At 54.7% G+C, this 21,405-nt stretch carries 16 protein-coding genes; 13 read left to right on the top strand and 3 right to left on the bottom strand.

Annotation, left to right across the window (positions count from 1 at the left end):
* Positions 1-48 precede the first annotated feature (48 nt).
* A complete protein-coding gene (locus tag NQT62_RS07325; RefSeq protein WP_256764018.1) occupies positions 49-1,677 on the bottom strand; it encodes an inositol phosphate phosphatase SopB in 1,629 nt (542 codons plus the stop codon).
* Positions 1,678-1,765: 88 nt separating this feature from the next.
* On the opposite strand from NQT62_RS07325, the gene NQT62_RS07320 reads away from it, so the two are divergent.
* The 7 genes from NQT62_RS07320 (at position 1,766) to zapE (ending at position 10,944) form a co-directional block, all read left to right on the top strand.
* A complete protein-coding gene (locus NQT62_RS07320; protein ID WP_256764017.1) occupies positions 1,766-2,029 on the top strand; it encodes a hypothetical protein in 264 nt (87 codons plus the stop codon).
* Between the two features lie 224 nt (positions 2,030-2,253).
* The gene (locus NQT62_RS07315) at positions 2,254-2,898 is read left to right on the top strand and encodes a phosphatidylserine decarboxylase (protein WP_256764015.1); all 645 of its coding nucleotides are present in this window, start codon (positions 2,254-2,256) and stop codon (positions 2,896-2,898) included.
* Positions 2,899-2,903: 5 nt separating this feature from the next.
* Positions 2,904-3,722 carry a CDP-diacylglycerol--serine O-phosphatidyltransferase gene (gene pssA / locus NQT62_RS07310; protein WP_256764014.1) on the top strand — a complete coding sequence of 273 codons (819 nt, stop codon included), beginning with the start codon at positions 2,904-2,906 and terminating at the stop codon, positions 3,720-3,722.
* Positions 3,723-4,042: 320 nt separating this feature from the next.
* Positions 4,043-6,901, top strand: a complete 2,859-nt coding sequence (locus NQT62_RS07305) for a 2-oxoglutarate dehydrogenase E1 component (RefSeq protein WP_256764013.1) — start codon at positions 4,043-4,045, stop codon at positions 6,899-6,901.
* Between the two features lie 80 nt (positions 6,902-6,981).
* Positions 6,982-8,265, top strand: coding sequence for a 2-oxoglutarate dehydrogenase complex dihydrolipoyllysine-residue succinyltransferase (gene odhB / locus NQT62_RS07300; RefSeq protein ID WP_256764012.1), 1,284 nt, complete (start codon positions 6,982-6,984; stop codon positions 8,263-8,265).
* Positions 8,266-8,277: 12 nt separating this feature from the next.
* A complete protein-coding gene (lpdA, locus tag NQT62_RS07295; protein ID WP_256764011.1) occupies positions 8,278-9,714 on the top strand; it encodes a dihydrolipoyl dehydrogenase in 1,437 nt (478 codons plus the stop codon).
* A gap of 138 nt (positions 9,715-9,852) precedes the next feature.
* Complete coding sequence (gene zapE / locus NQT62_RS07290) at positions 9,853-10,944, top strand: cell division protein ZapE (protein ID WP_256764010.1); 1,092 nt, start codon at positions 9,853-9,855, stop codon at positions 10,942-10,944.
* A gap of 32 nt (positions 10,945-10,976) precedes the next feature.
* On the opposite strand, the gene NQT62_RS07285 is transcribed toward zapE, so the two are convergent.
* Positions 10,977-13,307: a Tex family protein gene (locus NQT62_RS07285; RefSeq protein ID WP_256764009.1), complete on the bottom strand. Its 2,331-nt coding sequence runs from the start codon at positions 13,305-13,307 to the stop codon at positions 10,977-10,979.
* Between the two features lie 10 nt (positions 13,308-13,317).
* Between NQT62_RS07285 and NQT62_RS07280 the strand changes: the two genes are divergently transcribed.
* From NQT62_RS07280 to yoaA, 3 genes are all read left to right on the top strand, one after another.
* Positions 13,318-13,713, top strand: coding sequence for a hypothetical protein (locus NQT62_RS07280; protein ID WP_256764008.1), 396 nt, complete (start codon positions 13,318-13,320; stop codon positions 13,711-13,713).
* A gap of 127 nt (positions 13,714-13,840) precedes the next feature.
* Positions 13,841-14,050, top strand: coding sequence for a YdcH family protein (locus NQT62_RS07275; protein ID WP_256764007.1), 210 nt, complete (start codon positions 13,841-13,843; stop codon positions 14,048-14,050).
* A 42-nt stretch (positions 14,051-14,092) separates the two neighbouring features.
* Positions 14,093-16,060, top strand: coding sequence for a DNA repair helicase YoaA (gene yoaA / locus NQT62_RS07270; RefSeq protein WP_256764006.1), 1,968 nt, complete (start codon positions 14,093-14,095; stop codon positions 16,058-16,060).
* A gap of 51 nt (positions 16,061-16,111) precedes the next feature.
* On the opposite strand, the gene NQT62_RS07265 is transcribed toward yoaA, so the two are convergent.
* Positions 16,112-16,963, bottom strand: coding sequence for an outer membrane protein assembly factor BamD (locus tag NQT62_RS07265; RefSeq protein ID WP_256764004.1), 852 nt, complete (start codon positions 16,961-16,963; stop codon positions 16,112-16,114).
* A 111-nt stretch (positions 16,964-17,074) separates the two neighbouring features.
* Between NQT62_RS07265 and NQT62_RS07260 the strand changes: the two genes are divergently transcribed.
* The 3 genes from NQT62_RS07260 to NQT62_RS07250 all read left to right on the top strand — a co-directional run bounded on the left by NQT62_RS07260 (position 17,075) and on the right by NQT62_RS07250 (position 21,390).
* The gene (locus NQT62_RS07260; protein ID WP_256764003.1) at positions 17,075-18,283 is read left to right on the top strand and encodes an RluA family pseudouridine synthase; all 1,209 of its coding nucleotides are present in this window, start codon (positions 17,075-17,077) and stop codon (positions 18,281-18,283) included.
* Entirely contained in the window at positions 18,283-19,125 is an 843-nt protein-coding gene (locus NQT62_RS07255; RefSeq protein ID WP_256764002.1) for a purine nucleoside phosphorylase YfiH/LACC1 family protein, read from the top strand. Before NQT62_RS07260 ends, NQT62_RS07255 begins: the two co-directional genes overlap by 1 nt.
* A gap of 399 nt (positions 19,126-19,524) precedes the next feature.
* The gene (locus NQT62_RS07250; protein WP_256764001.1) at positions 19,525-21,390 is read left to right on the top strand and encodes a PHA/PHB synthase family protein; all 1,866 of its coding nucleotides are present in this window, start codon (positions 19,525-19,527) and stop codon (positions 21,388-21,390) included.
* The last annotated feature ends 15 nt before the right edge of the window (positions 21,391-21,405 follow it).

Here is a 21,405-nt window from a genome sequence, read left to right as displayed (position 1 = left end):
GTTGGGGTTTTTTTATGGATTGGGCAGTCAGCCTTGAGCTAGAGACAATCAGGTGCCTACCCACTTGGATAGCCCTTTGATGGCATCCATTTTTTCGGCTTTCACACCCAATAGTGCATGGTAAAAAGGCAGTTGAGACTTGCTACCTGGTACACCCGTATTCAGCGTTTGAATGTGGCGGTCGCCTCCGTCGGCAAACAGGGTTGAGTAATTCTGGCGTTCGAGTTCCGAACGCTGTGCATCGGGCTGGCGAAATTGCCCTGTGCCATGGAAATGTGCGTAAAAGTCCCGAATTTCGACATTCAATTGACCCGTGCGGTCCTTGCCACTTTTGCAATTGTAGGCTGGCACTGCGCCACACTCATGGGCCAAGGCGAGCAGACGCACTGGCAGTTTGTAGGGCTCTTTGCCCACACTGTGGTGACGATGGTTGCGCGTGATACTTCGAATTTGTTCACTCAAAGTGGTAATCATCGCCATTTTTTGGTGCACCACCCGCTGCTGGGCGGTGGTGTCGCCTCCCTCTCGTTCTGTAGACTTCAAGTCACTAAGTTGCTGGGCATATTCGGCCAAGCGAGCCCCAGCCAGGCCGCTGAAGGCTTTGTCTGGGTGGCCAATGAGGGCAGTAATCGCTGCTTGGTTCATGCCATCAGAAAAACGCCAAATTCCGGTCATGTGCGCTCCCAGTCCCAAGGCGAACCCATTGACTGGCACGTTAAACGGCAAAAAGCGTGGAGCAACTTGGACCTTGCGGGGGTGTCCTTGAGGGTCGGTGATCCGCAATATGAGCGGGGCTTTGTTATGCAGGCTCTGATTGTGCATTAACTCCATCGCGTTGAAGGCAGCTGTTTGATGCTCAATCATAGATTTTTCCTTGCCCACGGGGGTAAGTAAATTCACGGACACGATGGGTAACTCAATCACCTCCAATCCGGCCAATTGGCGTTCATTCAACGGTCTGCGAGCCATCTGATCCACCAGGCAGGCTTTAACAAATTCCCAGGTGCGCTGCTGGTTGGCCCGGATACGTTCTGCACCGTTGAGTCCATAGGCATCGTGAACACCATGGCGAATGCCTGAAAACAGGGGAGGCTGACCTGTTTGTTGTCTATTTTCAGCATTAAATTGTGTTTGCCAAAGGTTCACGGCATGCCGGGCTTCCTGCGTGCTGTAACTGCAAACCCCCTGAATGCCTGACGCCTCGTAGGCCCGTTTTAGGCCCCCCGACAGCTGGGAAGCTGGAGTCATGGTGCTCAAAAACTCTGCAGTTTTATGCTGTGCTGTGGAGGCCTGAAACGAGAGGGTATTTCGAAGATGAGTGGTGCTCCAGTTGCTTCGGTTCAAGATGTCGATGTAATGATTGAAGATCAATTTATCCAGGGTTTTCAGATCGAGCACGCCATCCAGGAATCGGCTAGCCCGCAGCGCGCCATGTATGTACGCCGCGAGACCTTTGCGAATGTGCACATGTTGCATGTTCTGTGGCAGTGCTTGGCCGTTTTTCCCTGCTTTGTATAGGCTGCGCAATTCGAGCCAATATCGAATACCGCTCAAACTGAGCGAGGTGGCTTTCTTTTTACCACCGATGATCTCGCGGATTTCAGAGGGCTGACCACTGGATCGCTCCAGCTGAGAATTGTTGGTTTGCTCCAGCGCTTGGTTCAGTTGTGCGGCCAAGGATGGCAACGGGCTATTGCGGCCCTTTCCGATAGACAGTTTGCTCAGCTGTTTGATCAGACTTGTCGATGCCTCCAGGTGCAACGTCTTGAAATCGATCGCATTTTTATTGGATATCCCTGAGTCGACGGAGCTTGTTCGACTGATGGATGAGGACGATATTGAGGTTGGACCTGCCGGACGGAAGTGTTTCAGCAGACCCTGCGCGATGTTCGCAACGGTTTGGACGCATTGTGTGGGCAAGGTCTGGGTTTTGGATGAAGCCGTCGCCAGTAGGATGGCTAAACGGTTGATTGATTGTGCGCGGGGGGCGTTCATGGACAATGGGTATTCGCGGGAACTGTTGAAATGAATGCTGATGTCCCTCAACCATGCTGCTGGGGCCTGAGCACATATGCGAACAAAATATCCAATGAGTGCGTGATATCTGGAGAATGGTTCCTCATCTACCCCGTGATCCGCCAGCTTCTAGAGCACACCTTTCAGATTCTTATCGGCGAATTCGCACAAAAATACCCCGCACGGGTGTGTTTTGCTTTATAAAATCGTCTTCAACACCATTCACAATAAATAACGATGAACTATCCCCACCCGATTATTGCCCGTGAGGGTTGGCCATTTCTCGCCATCGTCGGCATTCTTGCCTTGGCGCTTCAATCGTTCGGCTTGAGCTTCCTGTCCCTGTTGGCATGGATTCTTTTCGTATTTGTTCTCCAGTTTTTCCGGGATCCTCCTCGTTATATTCCCAGTCAAAAAAATGCCGTGGTATCGCCGGCAGACGGTCGCATCGTGGCTGTTGAGCGCACAGATGATCCTTATGCACAGCGTGAGGCCTTGAAGATTTCCGTGTTCATGAATGTGTTCAATGTGCATTCCAACAGGATCCCGATTGGTGGCGAAATCAAGACCGTGGATTACTTTCCCGGCTTGTTCGTGAATGCAGACCTGGACAAAGCCAGCACACAAAATGAGCGCAACGCGGTGGTCATCCACACCGATAGCGGTGCAACTGTCACTGCCGTGCAAGTCGCTGGGCTGATTGCACGTCGTATTCTTTGCTATGTGAAGCCAGCCGACACGGTGGAAAAAGGTCAGCGCTACGGCTTTATTCGATTCGGATCTCGCGTGGATGTGTACCTGCCGGTTGATTGTGTGCCCAAGGTCGCGATTGGCGACAAGGTGTCTGCGTCATCCACCATTCTCGCTGAGTTGGTGTCCTGAACCGTATGCGATTCAAGCGCAACAAAAACCGTTTCGGGGCCCCCCGGCGCACCATTGCCAGTGCGGTTCGTCCAGCAGGTCAGCCTCACAAAGGGGTGTACCTGCTGCCCAACCTGTTTACCACCGCGGCCCTGTTTTGCGGGTTTTACGGCATTGTGCAGGCCATGGGGCAGCAGTTCACCACGGCGGCTGTGGCCATTTTTGCAGCCATGGTGCTGGACAGTCTGGATGGCCGGGTGGCCCGCATGACGAACACCCAAAGCGCATTTGGTGCTGAATACGACAGTTTGGCCGACATGGTGTCGTTTGGTGCTGCACCGGCCCTCATTGTTTATGAATGGGCGCTGCATGGCATGGGCAAGCTGGGTTGGGTTGCGGCGTTTGTGTATGTTGCCGGCGCAGCATTGCGTTTGGCGCGGTTCAACACCAATGCAGCCAAAGTTGACAAGGCTTGGTTTCAAGGTTTGCCCAGCCCTGCTGCAGCGGCTTTGGTCACTGGTTTTGTCTGGGTGATGGACGACGTCAAGATGGCGGGTGCCGAGTTGGACTGGCTGGCATGGACCATCACCTTTTACGCGGGTGTGACCATGGTGTCGTCGGTGCCGTTTTTCAGTGGCAAAGACTTTCATTTCCGCAAGAGCGTGCCATTTCTGGTGTTGGCGCTGATCCCGCTGGCTTTTGCACTGGCCTCCCAGGATCCGCCCAAGGTGCTGTTTGGCGTGTTTGTACTGTACGGCTTGTCAGGTTATGTGGTCTACGTGGTTCGCCGTTTGAAAGGGCAGGGCTTGAAAGGCCTGGACATTGAGGAAGACAAGCACTTCTAAGATGTGCCCGGGTTGGCATTTCCGCTGGCCCGGGCTACCACTTCGTGAAAACCCGTAATTCCCCTTTTTCGCCACAAAAAAACACCTGAACCTAAAAAGAGGTTTAGGGGCGTTTCTCTAATCTGATATTCTCTCAAATACTCTGAAAACATCAGTGATGGTGTTTTTTGCTATCCAAACCCGGGCAGGAGCCCATGGAATGGACGGGGAGTGCGGTGTATGTACCCACGTGTGTAGGGATTCGGTCCGAACAGCGGTCGCTGCGGTCGAGTCCGAACCCCACATCTTGAACGAGAAACTCGGAGAAAGGTGAAGCGCAAATGATGCGACAATCTAGACAAAATTCGTACCTGTTCGGCGGCAATGCGCCCTATGTCGAAGAGATGTACGAGGCCTACCTGGACAACCCAGGTTCGGTTCCTGAAAAATGGCGCGCGTATTTTGACCAACTGCAAATGGTCCCCTCGTCTCACGGCGATGTGAACGAACGAGACGTCGCCCACGCACCGGTTATCGAATCCTTTGCGCAGCGGGCCAAAAAAGGCTTCATCCAACCGCAAATCCAGTCTGCAGACCTAGAGGTTGCCAAAAAGCAGGTTCACGTCCAATCGATCGTGGCGGCTTATCGCTTTCTCGGTTCCCGCTTTGCAGACCTTGACCCCTTGAAGCGTCAAGAGCGCCCCAACATTCCTGAGCTTGACCCCGCTTTTTATGGCCTCACCGAGGCCGACATGGACATCACCTTCTCGGCGTCCAACACCTACTTTGGTCAAGACCAGATGACGTTGCGGGACATCGTGAAGTCCCTGCGCGATACCTATTGCCGCTCCATCGGCATCGAATACATGCACATCAGCGACCCGGCGCAGAAGCGTTGGTTGCAGGAGCGCATGGAATCCACCCGCGGTACAGCCCAACTGACTGCCGATGAAAAGCTGCGCATTCTGGAGCGTTTGACGGCTGCTGAAGGGCTTGAGCGTTATTTGCACACACGCTACGTTGGCCAAAAGCGGTTCTCGCTGGAAGGCGGAGAATCCTTCATTGCTTCGCTGGATGAGGTGATTCAGCGCGCTGGCAAAAATGGCGTACAGGAAACCGTCATTGGCATGGCTCACCGCGGTCGCTTGAACGTGTTGGTCAACATTCTGGGCAAGGCGCCAGGTCAGTTGTTTGAAGAATTCGAAGGCAAACATGCCGATGACTTGCCTGCTGGTGATGTGAAGTATCACCAGGGTTTCTCGTCGGATGTTGTCACGCCGGGTGGCCCCATGCACCTGTCGCTGGCGTTCAACCCCTCCCACCTGGAAATTGTGAACCCTGTGGTTGAAGGTTCGGTAAAGGCCCGCCAGGAACGCCGTGGCGACAAAGACGGTAAGCAGGTATTGCCAGTGCTGGTGCATGGCGATGCTGCGTTTGCAGGCCAAGGTGTGGTGATGGAAACCCTGAACCTGGTGCATACCCGAGGCTACGGCACTGGGGGTACGGTGCACATCGTCATCAACAACCAGATTGGATTTACAACGTCCGACCCCCGCGATAGCCGGTCGACATTGTACTGTTCCGACGTGGTCAAAATGATTGAAGCGCCCGTGTTTCACGTCAACGGCGACGACCCGGAAGCGGTGATTTTTGTGACCCAGCTGGCGCTGGACTTCCGCATGCAGTTCCAGCAGGACGTGGTGATCGACATTGTCTGCTTCCGCAAACTGGGGCACAACGAGCAAGACACGCCTGCCGTAACCCAACCGCTGATGTACAAGAAAATCGGTCAGCATCCGGGTACCCGTGCCTTGTACGCCGAACGGTTGGTCATGCAAAAAGTGTTGTCCGCTGACGACGCAGAACAAATGATTTCTGACTTCCGTGCAGCGATGGACGAGGGTAAACACAGCCGTCGTGATCCCGTGCTGACGAACTACAAGAGCAAGTTCGCTGTGGATTGGTCACCGTTCCTGGGCAAAAAATGGACGGATGCGGCCGACACATCGGTCCCACTGGCTGAACTGCGCCGCCTTTCTGAACGCATCACCACGATTCCCGACACTTTTAAGCTGCATCCGCTGGTTCAAAAAGTGGTGACCGACCGTGCCACCATGGGCCGTGGTGAGGCCCCGTTGGATTGGGGCATGGGTGAGCACCTGGCATTTGCCTCGCTGGTGTCGTCGGGGTATGCAGTGCGCATCACGGGTCAAGATTGTGGTCGTGGCACCTTCACACACCGTCATGCCGTGTTGCACCACCAGGGCCGTGAAAAGTGGAATGAGGGGACTTATGTTCCCTTGGAAAACATCGCCGATGGTCAGGCACCATTCACCGTGATTGACTCGGTGTTGTCTGAAGAAGCGGTGCTGGGTTTTGAATATGGTTATTCGACCGCTGAACCCAACACATTGGTGATTTGGGAAGCGCAGTTTGGCGACTTTGCCAACGGTGCCCAAGTGGTGATCGACCAGTTCATTTCCAGCGGTGAGGTGAAATGGGGACGGGCATCTGGCCTCACGATGATGTTGCCACATGGTTATGAAGGTCAGGGTCCTGAGCACTCCTCTGCGCGCATCGAGCGTTATCTGCAGCTGTGTGCCGAGAACAACATGCAGGTGTGTCAACCCACAACACCGGCACAGATCTTCCACCTGCTGCGTCGACAGATGATCCGCTTGTTCCGCAAGCCGTTGATCATCTTTACACCGAAGTCATTGCTGCGTCACAAAGAGGCCATTTCCACGTTGCAGGATTTGTCCAAAGGGCATTTCCACACCGTGATTGGCGACCAGGGTGACCTGGATGCAGGCAAGGTCAAGCGTGCGGTACTGTGCTCAGGCCGTGTGTACTACGACCTCGTGTCCAACCGCCGCGAACGCAACCTCAAAGATGTGGCCATCATCCGCATTGAGCAGTTGTATCCCTTCCCGCACAAATCCTTGGCAGCCGAGTTGCGCAAGTACCCTAACCTCAACGAAGTGGTGTGGTGTCAGGACGAACCGCAAAACCAGGGGCCCTGGTTCCAGATCCAGCACAACATCATGGAAAACCTGGAAGAGGGGCAGCGCCTGGGCTATGCGGGACGCCCTGCATCGGCGTCTCCAGCCGTGGGTTACTACGCCAAGCACAATGAGCAGCAGAAGGCGCTGATCGATGCAGCCTTTGGCAAGCTCAAAGGCTTTGTAATGACGAAGTAACGAACCTTTCGTGTGGCGAGATGGAGGGGGTGCAGGAGCGGCCCCTCCCGTGAACAAAGAATTTACAAGGAAACTATTCCATGGCAATCGTAGATGTGGTGGTCCCACAACTGTCCGAGTCTGTTGCTGAAGCAACCCTGTTGAACTGGTACAAAAAGCCGGGCGACGCCGTTAAACGTGATGAAAACCTGATTGATATTGAAACCGACAAAGTGGTGTTGGAAGTGCCTGCGCCACAAGCCGGTGTGATTGTAGAAATTTTGTGCGCTGATGGTGCCACGGTGGTGGCAGGTCAATTGCTGGCCAAGATTGACACCGAAGCGGTTGCTGGTGCATCGGCATCGGCGCCTGCTGCAGCGCCAGCCGCGGCATCAGCGCCTGCAGCCCCAAGCCCTGCGCCCACAGCGGCAACCATCGCTGCGCCGGCAACGTCGGGCGCTGTGGCCATGCCGTCTGCCGCAAAAATGATGGCGGAGAACAATCTGTCGTCCAGTGCTGTGGCCGGAACCGGCAAAGACGGCCGCATTACGAAGGGTGATGTGATTGCCGCCGTGAGTGCGCCCAAACCCGCCCCGGCACCTGCAGCAGCACCTTCTGCAGCCAAGCCGGTCAGCCTGTTGCCGGAAGTGTCTGCTCCGCTGGACCCCTCCACGCTGATTGAAGGCCGCCCGGAGCAGCGTGTGCCCATGAGCCGTTTGCGTGCCCGTGTGGCTGAGCGTTTGGTGCAGTCACAGCAGACCAACGCCATTCTGACCACGTTCAATGAAGTGAACATGAAGCCAGTGATGGATCTGCGGGCCAAGTACAAAGACAAGTTCGAGAAGGAGCACGGTGCCAAGCTGGGCTTCATGGGCTTTTTCGTGAAAGCGGCGGTGGCGGCACTCAAGAAGTACCCCGTGCTCAATGCCTCGGTGGACGGCAACGACATTGTGTACCACGGCTATTTCGACATTGGTATTGCAGTGGGTTCACCCCGTGGTTTGGTGGTGCCCATTTTGCGCAACGCCGACCAAATGAGCATTGCTGATATCGAGATGAAAATTGCGGAGTTTGGCCAGAAAGCCAAGGACGGCAAGTTGAGCCTGGATGAGCTGACCGGCGGTACCTTCTCGATTTCCAACGGTGGTGTGTTCGGTTCCATGCTGTCCACGCCCATCATCAACCCGCCACAGTCAGCCATTTTGGGCATTCACGCAACGAAAGATCGCGCCGTGGTTGAAAACGGTGAAATTGTGATTCGCCCCATGAACTATCTGGCCATGAGCTACGACCACCGAATCATTGACGGTCGAGAAGCTGTGTTGGGCCTGGTGGCCATGAAAGAAGCACTGGAAGACCCAGCCCGCCTGTTGCTGGACCTGTAAGGAGCACCGCACATGAGTACGCAATACGATGTATTGGTGATCGGTGCTGGCCCTGGCGGCTACATTGCCGCCATCCGTGCCGGGCAACTGGGTTTGAAAGTGGCGTGTGTTGAGGGCAATGCCTACGATGACCCCAAGGGCGAGCCACGTCTGGGCGGTACCTGCCTGAATGTTGGCTGCATTCCATCCAAGGCACTGCTGGCCTCTTCCGAAGAGTTTGAGAAGATTGCACACCATGCCGAGGACCATGGCATCACCGTGACTGGCGCGAAGATGGATGTCGCCAAAATGGTCAAGCGCAAGGACGACATCGTCGCCAAAATGACCGGGGGTATTCAGTACCTGTTCAAGAAAAACAAGGTGACTCAGTTGAAAGGCTGGGCGAGTTTTTCAGGCAAGGTCGATGGTGGTTTCGAGGTTTTGGTGAAAGGCGCCGGTGGCGAAGAGAAAGTAACAGCCAAGCAAGTCATCATCGCAACAGGTTCCAAGGCACGCCATTTGCCCGGTATTCCGGTCGACAACGTGACTGTTTGCGACAACGAAGGTGCGTTGAAATTTGGTGCTGTACCCAAGAAACTTGGTGTGATTGGTGCTGGCGTGATTGGTCTTGAGCTGGGTTCAGTGTGGCGACGCCTGGGTTCGGAAGTCACCATTCTGGAGGCCATGCCCACCTTTTTGGCAGCAGCCGATGAAGGTGTTGCCAAAGAAATGCACAAAATTTTCACCAAGCAAGGCTTGCACATCAACCTCGGTGTGAAGATCGGTGAAGTGAAGGTCGCCAAGAAAGGCGTTACGGTTGCTTACACCGGTGCCGATGGTAAAGACCAGTCTTTGACTTGCGACAAGTTGATTGTGTCGGTGGGCCGAGTGCCCAACACCGATGGCCTGAACTTGGAAGCGGTGGGCCTGAAAACCAATGAACGTGGTCAGATTGATGTGGATGCCCATTGCCAAACCTTGGTCAGTGGTGTTTACGCGATTGGTGATGTGATTCGCGGTGCGATGCTGGCCCACAAAGCCGAAGAAGAAGGCGTGATGGTGGCTGAGATTCTGGCTGGTCAGGCCGGGCATTGCAACTATGACACGGTGCCATGGGTGATTTACACCAGCCCTGAAGTGGCTTGGGTCGGTAAAACCGAGCAGCAGTTGAAAGCCGAAGGGCGCGCATACAAGCCAGGCCAGTTCCCCTTTGTGGCCAATGGCCGTGCCTTGGGGCAGGGCGATTCACAGGGCTTTGTAAAGGTGTTGGCCGATGCAGCCACCGACGAGGTGCTGGGCGTGCATATCATCAACAGCCATGCATCCGACCTGATTGCAGAAGCAGTGATGGCCATGGAGTTCAAGGCGGCATCGGAAGACATCGGCCGCATTTGCCACGCACACCCCAGCTTGTCTGAGGTGGTGAAAGAGGCTGCGTTGGCGTGCGACAAGCGCCAGCTCAATATGTAAACGGCCTGGAGTGCAGGCACTAGATTGAATCGATCTGGTTGCCTGCACTTTGACTTACACTCGCATCACTGTTCAACTTGCGGCTGACGGCTTTTGCCTCAGCCATTTTTGTACCCACCAATTCTGAACGCCGTAAACGTGAACGTCGTCGACTATTACACACAAACCTTGGCTGAGCGTGGCTATCAGCCTGATGCGGCACAGCGCAAGGCGGTAGACCGCATGCAGGTGTTTTACGACGAGTTTGTGGAATATAAAAAAGCCCGAAGCAGTGTCATCAAGAAATTCCTGAATCGCCCTGCGGTTCCCAAGGGTCTTTACCTGTGGGGGGGGGTGGGGCGCGGCAAAAGCTTTTTGATGGATTGCTTTTACAACTGCGTGACCGTACAACGCAAAACCCGCCTGCATTTTCACGAATTCATGCGGGGTGTGCACGCAGAGCTGGATGAGCTCAAGGGTGTGCAAGACCCATTGCTGGAGGTCGCCTCCCGGATTGCCAAGCGCTATCGCCTGATTTGTTTTGATGAGTTTCATGTGTCGGACATTGCCGATGCCATGATTCTGTATCGACTGCTGGATGCCTTGTTTGCCAATGGCGTGACCTTTTTGATGACATCCAATTACAAACCCGATGACTTGTACCCCAATGGCTTGCATCGGGACCGAATCATGCCCGCCATCGATTTGCTCAACAAGCAGCTGGATGTCATCAATGTGGATGTGGGGGTGGATTATCGGCGGCGCACCTTGGAACAACTCAATGTTTACCTGATGCCCTTGAACGATTTAACCGATGGGCAGTTGAAAGAGGCGTTCGATCGGCTGGCTGAAGTGGCCGATGAAAGCCCGCTGCTTGAAATTGAAGCCCGAAAAATTCGTGCTGTTCGTCGGGCGGGTTCGGTCATCTGGTTTGATTTTCCGACCCTGTGTGGTGGTCCACGCTCACAGAATGACTATCTGGAAATTGCCAGCCAATTTCAAACCGTCATTCTCAGTGGTGTTCCAAAAATGGGCGCTGGCATGGCCTCTGAAGCCCGCCGTTTCACTTGGTTGATCGATGTATTCTACGACCACAAGGTGAAGTTGATCATGTCTGCGGCGGTGGAGCCTGAGGAGTTGTACACCGAAGGCGCCATGGCGAATGAATTTTTCCGTACGGTGAGCCGCATTGTGGAAATGCAATCCACTGAATATCTAGACGCCCCAAAACGCAGCGCAGTCAAGCTGTAGGCTCAACCGATGAGCCTACAGCGTGAATCGGCTTATTTGCTGTTTTTTGCTTTGGCAAAAGCGGCCGCGAATGCGTTGTTAGAAGGAGCTGGTGAGGAGCTGGCGCGGCGAATATCGCGCTGACCGCCACCGGCACGGTTGGCTTGAACCTGTCCACCCGTACTTTTCACGGGGTCGTCGCTCAAGCGCATGGTGAGCGAAATCCGCTTCCTGGGAATGTCAATCTCCAGCACTTTCACCTTCACCACCTGGCCAGCTTTGACCACGCTGTGTGGGTCTTTCACGAAGGTGTTGGACAATGCTGACACATGCACCAATCCGTCCTGGTGCACGCCAATGTCTACAAACGCGCCAAAGTTGGCCACGTTGGTGACCACCCCTTCCAGCAACATGCCTGGTTTCAAGTCGGCCATGGTGTGAACATTGTCATCAAATTTGGCGGTTTTGAAACTGGGACGTGGATCGCGGCCAGGTTTGTCCAGTTCCAGCAAAATGTCTTCGACGGTGGGCAAGCCGAAGCGTTCGTCCACAAATTCCGTGGGTTTGAATGTTTTCAGAACTTCTTTATTGCCCACCAAACTGCCGACTGGCTTGCCAGCCTTCTGGGCCATTTTTTCGACCACGATATAGGCTTCGGGGTGAACTGCTGATGCGTCCAAGGGGTTGTCTGCACCATGGATGCGCAAAAAACCCGCTGCCTGTTCAAAGGTTTTATCGCCAAGGCGCGGCACTTTCCTTAAATCATCACGGCTTTTGAATTGACCATGGGTATTTCGAAAACTCACCAATGCTTTGGCCACCGATGCATTCAAGCCCGACACTCGGGCCAACAGGCTTTCCGATGCCGTGTTCACTTCCACGCCCACAGCGTTCACGCAGTCCTCGACCACTGCCTCCAAACGTCCGCTCAACTGACGTTGGTCGACATCATGCTGGTATTGGCCCACCCCAATCGATTTTGGATCGATTTTGACCAATTCCGCCAATGGGTCCTGCAGTCGTCGAGCAATTGAAACAGCGCCGCGCAAGCTCACATCGAGTTCGGGCAACTCGGCAGAGGCCAGTGCCGATGCACTGTAAACGGAAGCGCCCGCTTCACTGACCATCACCTTGGTGGCTTTCAGGTCTTTGTGTCGAGCCAGCAGGTCACTGGCCAGTTGGTCGGTTTCCCGGCTGGCTGTGCCATTGCCAATCGCGATCAATTCAACCTGGTGTTTGTGGCACAGGGCCGCCAGTACAGCGATAGATTCGTCCCATTGGCGGCGAGGCTCATGCGGAAACACGGTGGTGGTGGCCACCACTTGGCCGGTGGCATCCACCACGGCAACCTTGACCCCCGTGCGAATGCCCGGGTCCAGGCCCATTGTGGCTTTGGCGCCAGCTGGTGCCGCCAGCAACAGGTCTTTCAGGTTTTTACCAAATACACCAATCGCATCGGCTTGTGCTGCGTCGCGCATGTTGGCCACCACTTCGCTTTCCAGTGTGCTTGCCAGTTTGATGCGCCAGGTCCAACGGCACACTTCACTGAGAAATTTGCCACGGGGTGATTCATCGCGATTGATTTTGTGGAGGTTGGCGATTTCGGTTTCAAAGGGGTGGGCTGCACGCGGGTTTTCGTTGTCCCACACTTCTGGCAAATCAACCTTGAGTGTCAGAAAACCTTGTTCACGTCCACGGAGCATGGCCAGCATGCGGTGGGAAGCGACCTGTTTCAGCGGTTCTTGGTGTTCAAAATAATCCTGGAACTTGATGGCCTCTGCTGCTTTTTCCGGCACCACTGCCGCACGAATCGAGCCCTCGGCGGTCAGGCGGGTTCGAAGGCGTGCCAACAGGTCTGCATTTTCAGAAAACTGCTCAGCCAAAATATCTTTGGCACCATCCAGGGCCGCTTTCACATCGTTGATCTGGTGTTCTGGATTCAGGTAGCTGGTAGCCAGATTTTCCGGCACGCAGTCATGTTGGGCCAAGATGGCATCGGCCAGTGGTTGAAGGCCAGCTTCTCGGGCAATTTGCGCCCGCGTGCGCCGCTTGGGTTTGTAAGGCAGGTACAGGTCTTCCAATGTTTGCTTGTTGCCGGCCGCTTCAACAGCAGCTTTCAATTCGGGGGTCAGCTTGCCTTGGCCACCGATGCTTTCCAGGATCACCGCACGTCGATCTTCCAACTCCCGCAAATAGACGAGTCGTTCCTGTAAGTCGCGCAATACAGCATCGTCAAGGCCCCCAGTCACCTCTTTTCGATACCGCGCAATAAAGGGCACGGTGGCACCCTCATCGAGCAGTTGGACAGCGGCTTGAATTTGTTGGGCTGCGCAGCCCAATTCCTGGGCCAACTGGGCGATAATCCGATTTTGAACAGTCGTCATGGGGGTTTGAATGGTTTTCAGAAACAGGCAGGGCATTTTGCCACAGCTTTATCCCATGAAAGCCATTGGTCGGCCAAGCCGTATGCCCGTGCTGCTGTGTGGGGCAGTTCTGTCCCTGGCTGCCTGTGCTGGTGTTCAGCTGCAAACGCCCTATCCAGAGCCACCAGCCACCGTCGATCAAGCCAAGGCCTACATGGCGGCCAGAGATCAGGCCTTGGCCAATCTGGATTACGAAATCAATCAAAAAACACGCGAATGTTACAGCCGCTTTTTTGTGTCGGATTGCTTGGACAAAGTCCGAATTGAAGGTGCGAAGTTGCGTCGAGCACACCTGGAAATACAGGGGCAAGCTGGTGACCTCATCCGTCTGGATGATTATTCCAAACGGCGTGCAGGCAAAAACTGAACTGACATTGAATTCACCGGGTCGCCATGGAGTACCCTTCCCACGAGTGAATCCGATCGGGTTCGTTTCCCACTGTTTGCTGTCGTCGGCTACAATACATATTGATTCATTTCCTAGATGCCTCGCCATGGTTCAAACCATAGATGCCGATACCATTCAACGCCGTATTGTGGAGTTGCAGGTAGAGCACCGAGATCTGGACCAAATCATTGATATGTTGACTGCCCAGCCCGGGTTTGATCAACTGCAAATTCGACGCCTGAAAAAGCGAAAGCTGCAAATCAAGGATGCCATTACCTTGTTGCAAATCCAGCTTGAGCCCGATATTCCCGCCTGATGAATCAGCCTGGTCACTCCAACACCCATCACTGTTTCTTGAATGTTCGATTTTTCCTCTGACGTGCTCGATGCGTTTTCTCCCACGGGTGCGTTGGCCAAACGCTTGCCAGGCTTTTCAGCCCGCGCTGCACAGTTGGAGATGGCCCAAGCCGTTTCACAGGTCATTCAATCGCCGGGTGCTTTGGTCGTCGAAGCGGGCACTGGCACCGGTAAAACCTTTGCTTACCTGGTTCCAGCGCTGTTGTCTGGAAAGCGGGTGCTGCTGTCCACCGCCACCAAAACCCTTCAGGATCAGCTTTTTGCCAAGGATTTGCCCCTGGTGCGCGAAGCCTTGGGCGTGCCTGTCAACATTGCTTTGCTCAAAGGTCGCCAGAACTACGTTTGCCATTTTCATTTGGAGCGGGCTTTGCGGGAGGCGCGTTTGCCGTCGCCGCGTGAGGTAGACCATCTGCAGAAGGTGAAGTTGTTTCTCGGTAGAACCCAGTCCGGAGACAAAGCGGACTGCAGTGGGGTTCCCGAGGACTCCCCAGTGTGGTCCTGGGTCACATCCAACAAGGACAATTGCCTGGGCAGTGAATGTCCGAACGCAGCTGAGTGCTTTGTCAACAAGGCACGACGTGAGGCTTTGGATGCGGAAGTGGTGGTGGTCAATCACCATCTGTTTCTTGCAGATCTCGCACTGCGAGAGGACGGCGTGGCTGAATTACTGCCAGCCAGCGATGTGGTTGTATTCGACGAGGCCCATCAATTGCCAGACATCGCCACCAATTTATTGGGGCAGGCCGTGTCCACTACCCAGTGCCTGGAGTTTTTGCGCGATGTACTGATTGAAGGCCGAAGTTCAAGCGCTGATGCTGGTGATTGGGATGCCGTGCTCCGCCCCCTGGAGACACAGCTCAAGGAAATTCGCCGATTGGTGGGTGTTGAGATTGATTCGGCCCGGTATACCCGAGCGCAATTTCTGGCGTTGCCCAAAGTGGCTGCGGTGTGCGATCAATTTGCATTGGGTCTGGAAAGTTTGGTTGAGATGATCAGCCCGCTGTCACCGCGTTCAGAGGCTTGGGTCAAGTTGATGAGCCGCGCCAGCGATTTGTGTTTGCGATGGCAAAACTGGTTTTCAGGTGCAGCGGGTGAACAATCGGCAGACTCCGTGAAATGGGTCAGCATCAGCCATCATGCGGTTCAATTTTGCGACTCGCCGCTGGATGTCTCCAATGCATTTGCCAAGCTGTACGCCGAGCAGCGCAAAAGCTGGATTTTTACCAGTGCCACCCTCAGTGTGAAGGACAGTCTCCGGCATTTCAACTTGCAAGTGGGGCTGGATGACTGTGCACAACTGCTGTTGCCCAGCCCTTTTGATTACGAGTCGCAAGCCCTGCTATGTGTACCTGACGATTTACCGTTTCCCAACGAATCACAATTCAGCCTGAAGTTGGTCAACAGCCTGTGGCCTCTGTTGCAAGCCAGTGATGGCGGCGTGTTTTTTCTGTGCACCAGTCACCGCGCAGTCAAATTGGTGGGTGAAACTTTGCGCCAGCGCATTGAGGAGCAATCCCTTCCTTGGACCCTCATGGTGCAAGGGGAGGCATCACGGGGTGAATTGCTGGAGCAGTTCAGACAGCAGGACAAACCCGTGTTGGTGGGTGCGGCCAGTTTTTGGGAAGGCGTGGACATTCGGGGTGATGGACTTCGTTTGGTGATCATCGATAAGCTGCCGTTTGCACCGCCAGATGACCCAGTTTTCCAGGCCAAAAGTGAATTGATTGAAAACCGGGGAGGCAACGCCTTTCAGGAGTTGTCGGTGCCTGATGCGGCCATTGCACTCAAACAGGGTGCAGGGCGCTTGATACGGGATGAACGCGACTGGGGGGTGCTGGTGATCGGGGACCGTCGCTTGGTTGAAAAAGGTTATGGCAAACTGCTGTGGCGTAGCTTGCCACCGTTCCGCCGCACCCGTGATTTGGCCACCGCAGTGGAATTCATGCAGCATCAACGACAAGGCCAGTGATGTTTCACTGGCCTTGATGTTGTTCTGTGGTTAACGGCAACCAATGAAGGTCTAGTTTTTCCAGACTTGCCACCATTGCGCGTCAGTGGTGTTCCTGGGGTCGGGCAATTCTTGTTTCCAGTACGGGCTGTTTTTGAAATTCAGGTCAATGACCCGCTTGGTGTCTTCAGCCAGCTTGGTCATGCCCAACTTTTCATAGCAGCGCAAGCTGATAAACAAGGCCTCCTCGATTGAAGGCGTTTGCTCGAACCGCTTGATCACTTCCTGCGAGCGATTGACGGCAGCCAGATATGCGCCTCGCTTGTAGTAATACCTCGCCACATGCAACTCGTTTTGGGCCAGTGAATTCACCAAGTATTGCAGGCGCGAGCGGCTGTCATCATAGTACTTGCTGTCCGGAAAGCGGGTCACCACTTCTTTGAATGCATCGAATGCGGCGCGTGTTCCTTTGGGATCACGGGCGCTTTGGTCTTCACCCGACAGCAGGGTAAAAATTCCCTTGTCTTCGTTGAAGCTGATCAGACCTCGCAGGTAATACACATAGTCCAGGTTCTGGTGATTGGGATACAGTTTAATGAAGCGTTCGGTGGCAGCCAGGGCCTGGGCATTATCGCCGCTCTTGTAATAGGCGAAGGCTGTATCAATTTGCGCCTGCTGGGCATAGCGGCCATACGGGTAACGCGATTCCAGTTTCTCCAGCAGCTGGATGGCACGCTCATAGTTCGCCGCATCCATTTCAGCTTTGGCCTCTTCATACAGCCGCGCCGGACTCCAACCTTCTGTTTCATCAATGGGCTTGCCCGTACCGCAGGCTGCCAGCATGAAAATCAGGGCAGGGATGAGCAATACCTGAGATAATGAGCGCAGCCACGAGGCGCGCGGGGCTTGTCTGGAAATATTCATAAATGTTTGCAAACCCGAGTGTCCTGTTCATTCGCAATGTTTTTGCATTATATCGGGCAATGCCCACGATCGCCCTTGTGGCGCCGCATTTGATTGATTCGATTCCACACCATGAGTTCCCCAGAAATCACACCGGTCGACAACATGCCCAGCACTGACGCCTTGACGGCTCGTGTTCCCCTTCACCTCGGCGGAAATCGGCTGGACAAGGTCATTGCCGAGCTGTTTCCGCAGTATTCGCGTTCCCGGTTGCAAACCTGGATGAAACAGGGGCGAGTCTTGGTCAATGACCAGCCTGTACAAAAGAGCAATCAGAAAGTGCAGGGGCAAGACACCATTGCCTTGAGTCCTGGTGTGCTGGAGCACATGCAGACCCTGATCCCGGAAGACCTTCATCTGGACATCGTTGGACAAAGTGAAGACTACACGGTGGTCAACAAACAGGCTGGATTGGTGGTACACCCGGCTCCAGGCCATTGGACCGGCACCCTCATGAACGGCTTGTATTTTCTGGATCCCGGTTTGATCTCAGTGCCCAGGGCTGGCATTGTTCACCGGCTGGACGCCGACACCACCGGATTGATGGTGGTGGCGCGCACGTCCGAAACCCAAGTCAAATTGGTGCAAATGCTGCAATCCAGGATTGTCAAACGGGTCTATCTGGCCTTGGTTTGGGGCCGCATCAGTCAGCCGGTGACAGTAAACAAGCCGCTGGGGCGTGACCCGCGCAACCGTCTGCGCATGGCCGTGGTGGACCACGGAAAGCCAGCGGTCACGCATTTCATGCCGGTGGCCCACGGCGAGTTGTTGGAGGTGCCGGTGACATTGATGGTGTGCCGTCTGGAAACAGGCCGCACCCATCAGATTCGCGTTCATGCGCAACATGCGGGCTTTGCCCTGGTTGCCGACCCGGTGTATAAAATTCGAGGCGCAGGCAATCATTCAACCCTTCGGATGTCTGAAATTCCCCTGCCCGATGGCACCACGTTCAAGCGGCAGGCTTTGCACGCCACGCATCTGAGTTTTCCGGATCCAGCTGAGTTCGAAGCCCGTGAACCCGGTACCCCCGTGGAAGACTGGGAGGAAGCCCTGGATGCCCATGAATGGCCTGAGTTTGTTGCCAAAGCCCCTGCTGATTTAAAGGCCTTGGGTGACATGGCCGGCATTGATTTTCACTCGGATGCGGTCCACCTCGCCATTCTGGAACAGGCTCACCAGCACAAGGCCTCGGTCTTGGTGCGTTTTGATCACGAGTTGGATGCCGGCGATGATGAAGAAGAGGATGGTGATTACGATGTTGAAGTGGTGGAAGAGGTTTGATGTTGCTACCCGATACGCTGGTATTAACACCTGATTTACCGCGAGCTTGGGCAGGTGTGCAGGTTTGGCTCACCGCCAGCGGCTTCGGTACGCCCCTTGAACAACAGCCGCCCAATCTTCAAGCGTGGGTTGATCCGGTATTTGGATTTAATGTGGGTGACCATGTGGGCGATGACCCGCATGCTGTAACCCGGCGCCGTGCTGCACTGAGCCGATGTGTGGGGGCGCCGATCCAATGGTTGAAGCAGGTGCACGGTTGCGAGGTGTTGAGGGCATGTTCTGATATTGGGGCCGACGCTGGCGCTGATATTCCCCAGGCCGACGCCGCCATGACCGACCAAACCGATGTGGCACTGGCAATCATGACGGCGGACTGTTTGCCAGCGGTGTTTGTCGCTGTCGATGATCAGGGCCAGATTCGGGCAGTGGGGGCGGCGCACGCCGGTTGGCGTGGCTTGCACGCGGGCGTACTAACAGCCTGTGCCACCAGTTTGGCACGTTTGGCCAACGTCTCGATGGCCCAGGTTCAGTGTATGTTGGGGCCAGCCATTGGCCCGAATTCATTTGAAGTCGGGCAAGAGGTGCGACAGGCGTTTGTCGGTTTGTCGCCAGCCCTGGCTGATTGCTTCAAGCCCGCCAGGGAAAGTGGAAAATGGCTGGGTAACTTGTACGCCTTGGCCACACAGCTGCTGGCCGACCAAGGGGTTTCGGTGGTGGCTTGCGTGGGTGGCGACACCTTCACGGATTTGAATTGGTTTTCTCACCGGCGGGGGCAACAGCAGGGGGTTCCGGCAGGTCGTCAGGCGATGGTGGTTCGCCGGCTTCCATCGCCTTTCGCTTAGCCCGCCTTGATTTGGTGCCAAGCAAATACATCAGCACTGAACATGGAAAAAGACCATAAAACACAAAGGTGGCAACCCCAGCCGCGATGTTGGTCTCTGTGGCGGCCATCAAAGTCACCACATACATCCACCCAATTGCAACGATGTACATCCGTTTTCCCTGCTGCGCGTTGACTCTCCGGCGTGATCTTGCCATGTTTTGGATTGTTTTGTCAGATTCTGCCCGGTGCAAAGGCCTGACTGGATAAAGTATTTGACAAGTAAAATGGTGCGGTGCACAATCAATAAAAATAGAGTAAACACTCAAATAAGCTCGGGTGAGCTTATAGAAAGCCTCAATCGGAAACACATGGGGCAGTAACCGTGAGCGTGGCTCGCAGGTTCCAAAAGGAGAGGAAGGTGAACAAATCATCCACAGACTTCACGGAAGTCCTGGGGCAGTTTTTTCCCGCTGCGGGTCAATTCCAGCAGCAGGTGCAGTCGCAATTTCAGGAAGCTTTCAAATCGCTAGGTGCGGGCTTTCCGGGCATCCCTGCCATGCCCACAATACCTGGGATGCCGTCTTTCCTGGCCATGCCCGGGGTCAATCCGCTGACCTTGGCTGCCATTCAGCCTTTCATGCAGACGGTGATGCAGTCCTGCCAGCATGCCTTGTCTCAAATTCCAGTGCATTCATTGGGACAGGTCCAGTCGGAATATGCAGCCGAGTTCGCCTCGCTGATGGCTTCTGCATTTGCGGGGTTTCCAAACATGGAATCCTCGGTCGCCAAACCGGCTGGGCTAGACGCATGGTTGGCCGGTGACAAGCGGTTTGCTGCATCGGATTGGCATGACCATGGTGTGTATGAGTTAACCGCTGCACTGTATTCGTTAAACGCCAAGTACACCAAAAAACTGGTTGAACTGGTGCCAGACGACAACATTGAAAAGCGGCGCGTGGGTTACGCGATCGAACAACTCGTGGGTGCGCTCAGCCCTGCCAACTTTTTTGCGACCAACCCGGAAGCGCAGAAAAAATTGCTCGAAACCAAGGGTGAAAGCCTGCGGCAGGCACTTGACAACCTGATGCACGACTTGCAGAAAGGTCGTATTTCCCAAACCGATGAATCAGCCTTTGAGGTGGGCAAGAATGTGGCCACCACACCGGGTTCGGTCATTTTTGAGAATGACTACTTTCAATTGATTCAGTACCAAGCCACCACTGAGACCGTGGGCAAGGTGCCCATGCTGTTTGTGCCACCGTGCATTAATAAGTTTTATATCCTCGATCTTCAACCCGACAATTCGCTGGTGAATTACGTCGTGGGGCAGGGCCACACCTTATACCTGGTGTCATGGAAAAACCCGACTGAAGAAAATCAGCATTTTTCCTGGGATGGTTATGTACAGGACGGGGTGATTACCGCCATCGAATTGGTCTGCCAGTTGTCGAAACAACCCAAAATCAACGTGCTGGGCTTTTGCGTGGGCGGCACTTTGCTGGGCACTGCATTGTCAACATTGGCTCAACGGGGTGAAGACTGCATCAACAGTGTCACCTTTCTCACCACACTGCTGGATTTTTCAGACACCGGCGCGCTGGGTGTATTCGTGAGCGAGGAACAGGTGAGGGCACGGGAGGAAAGCATCGGCCAGCGTGGTTTGATGTCGGGCAAGGATTTGTCCAGCGCGTTTTCAAGCCTGCGGCCCAATGACCTCATTTGGAATTACGTGGTCAACAATTACCTGAAAGGCGAAAAGCCGCCAGCCTTCGATCTGTTGTACTGGAACAGCGATAGTACCAACCTGGCAGGCCCCATGTTCTGTTGGTATCTGCGCAACACCTATTTGGAAAACCGGCTGATTGAGGCTGGACAAGCGGTTGTGTGCGGTGAGCCTGTGGATTTGGGACTCATTGATGCACCGGTCTACATTTTGGCCACCCGCGAAGATCACATTGTCCCCTGGACCAGTGCCTACGCCACCAGCCAGTTGGTCTCCGGTGATGTGCGCTTTGTGTTGGGGGCCAGTGGTCATATTGCCGGTGTCATCAACCCGGCCTCGAAGAACAAGCGCAATTTCTGGGTGTATGACGGTGACTTGCCAGAAAGCCCGGATGAGTGGTTTGACAAAGCCAGCGAAGTACCGGGCAGTTGGTGGAAAGACTGGGCAGCCTGGCTGGAGCCCCTGAAGAATGGTGACGTGAAAGCGCCTGCAAAACTGGGCAATGCAAAATTCAAACCCATCGAACCTGCACCTGGCCGCTACGTGAAGCAGCGGGTGTAATTGCTATTTTGAATA

The sequence above is a fragment of the Limnobacter humi genome (assembly GCF_024518835.1).
In the GTDB taxonomy this organism is placed as follows: domain Bacteria; phylum Pseudomonadota; class Gammaproteobacteria; order Burkholderiales; family Burkholderiaceae_B; genus Limnobacter; species Limnobacter humi.
Note: the sequence above shows the minus strand (reverse complement) of the source record. Positions and strands in the feature narration are given on the sequence as shown.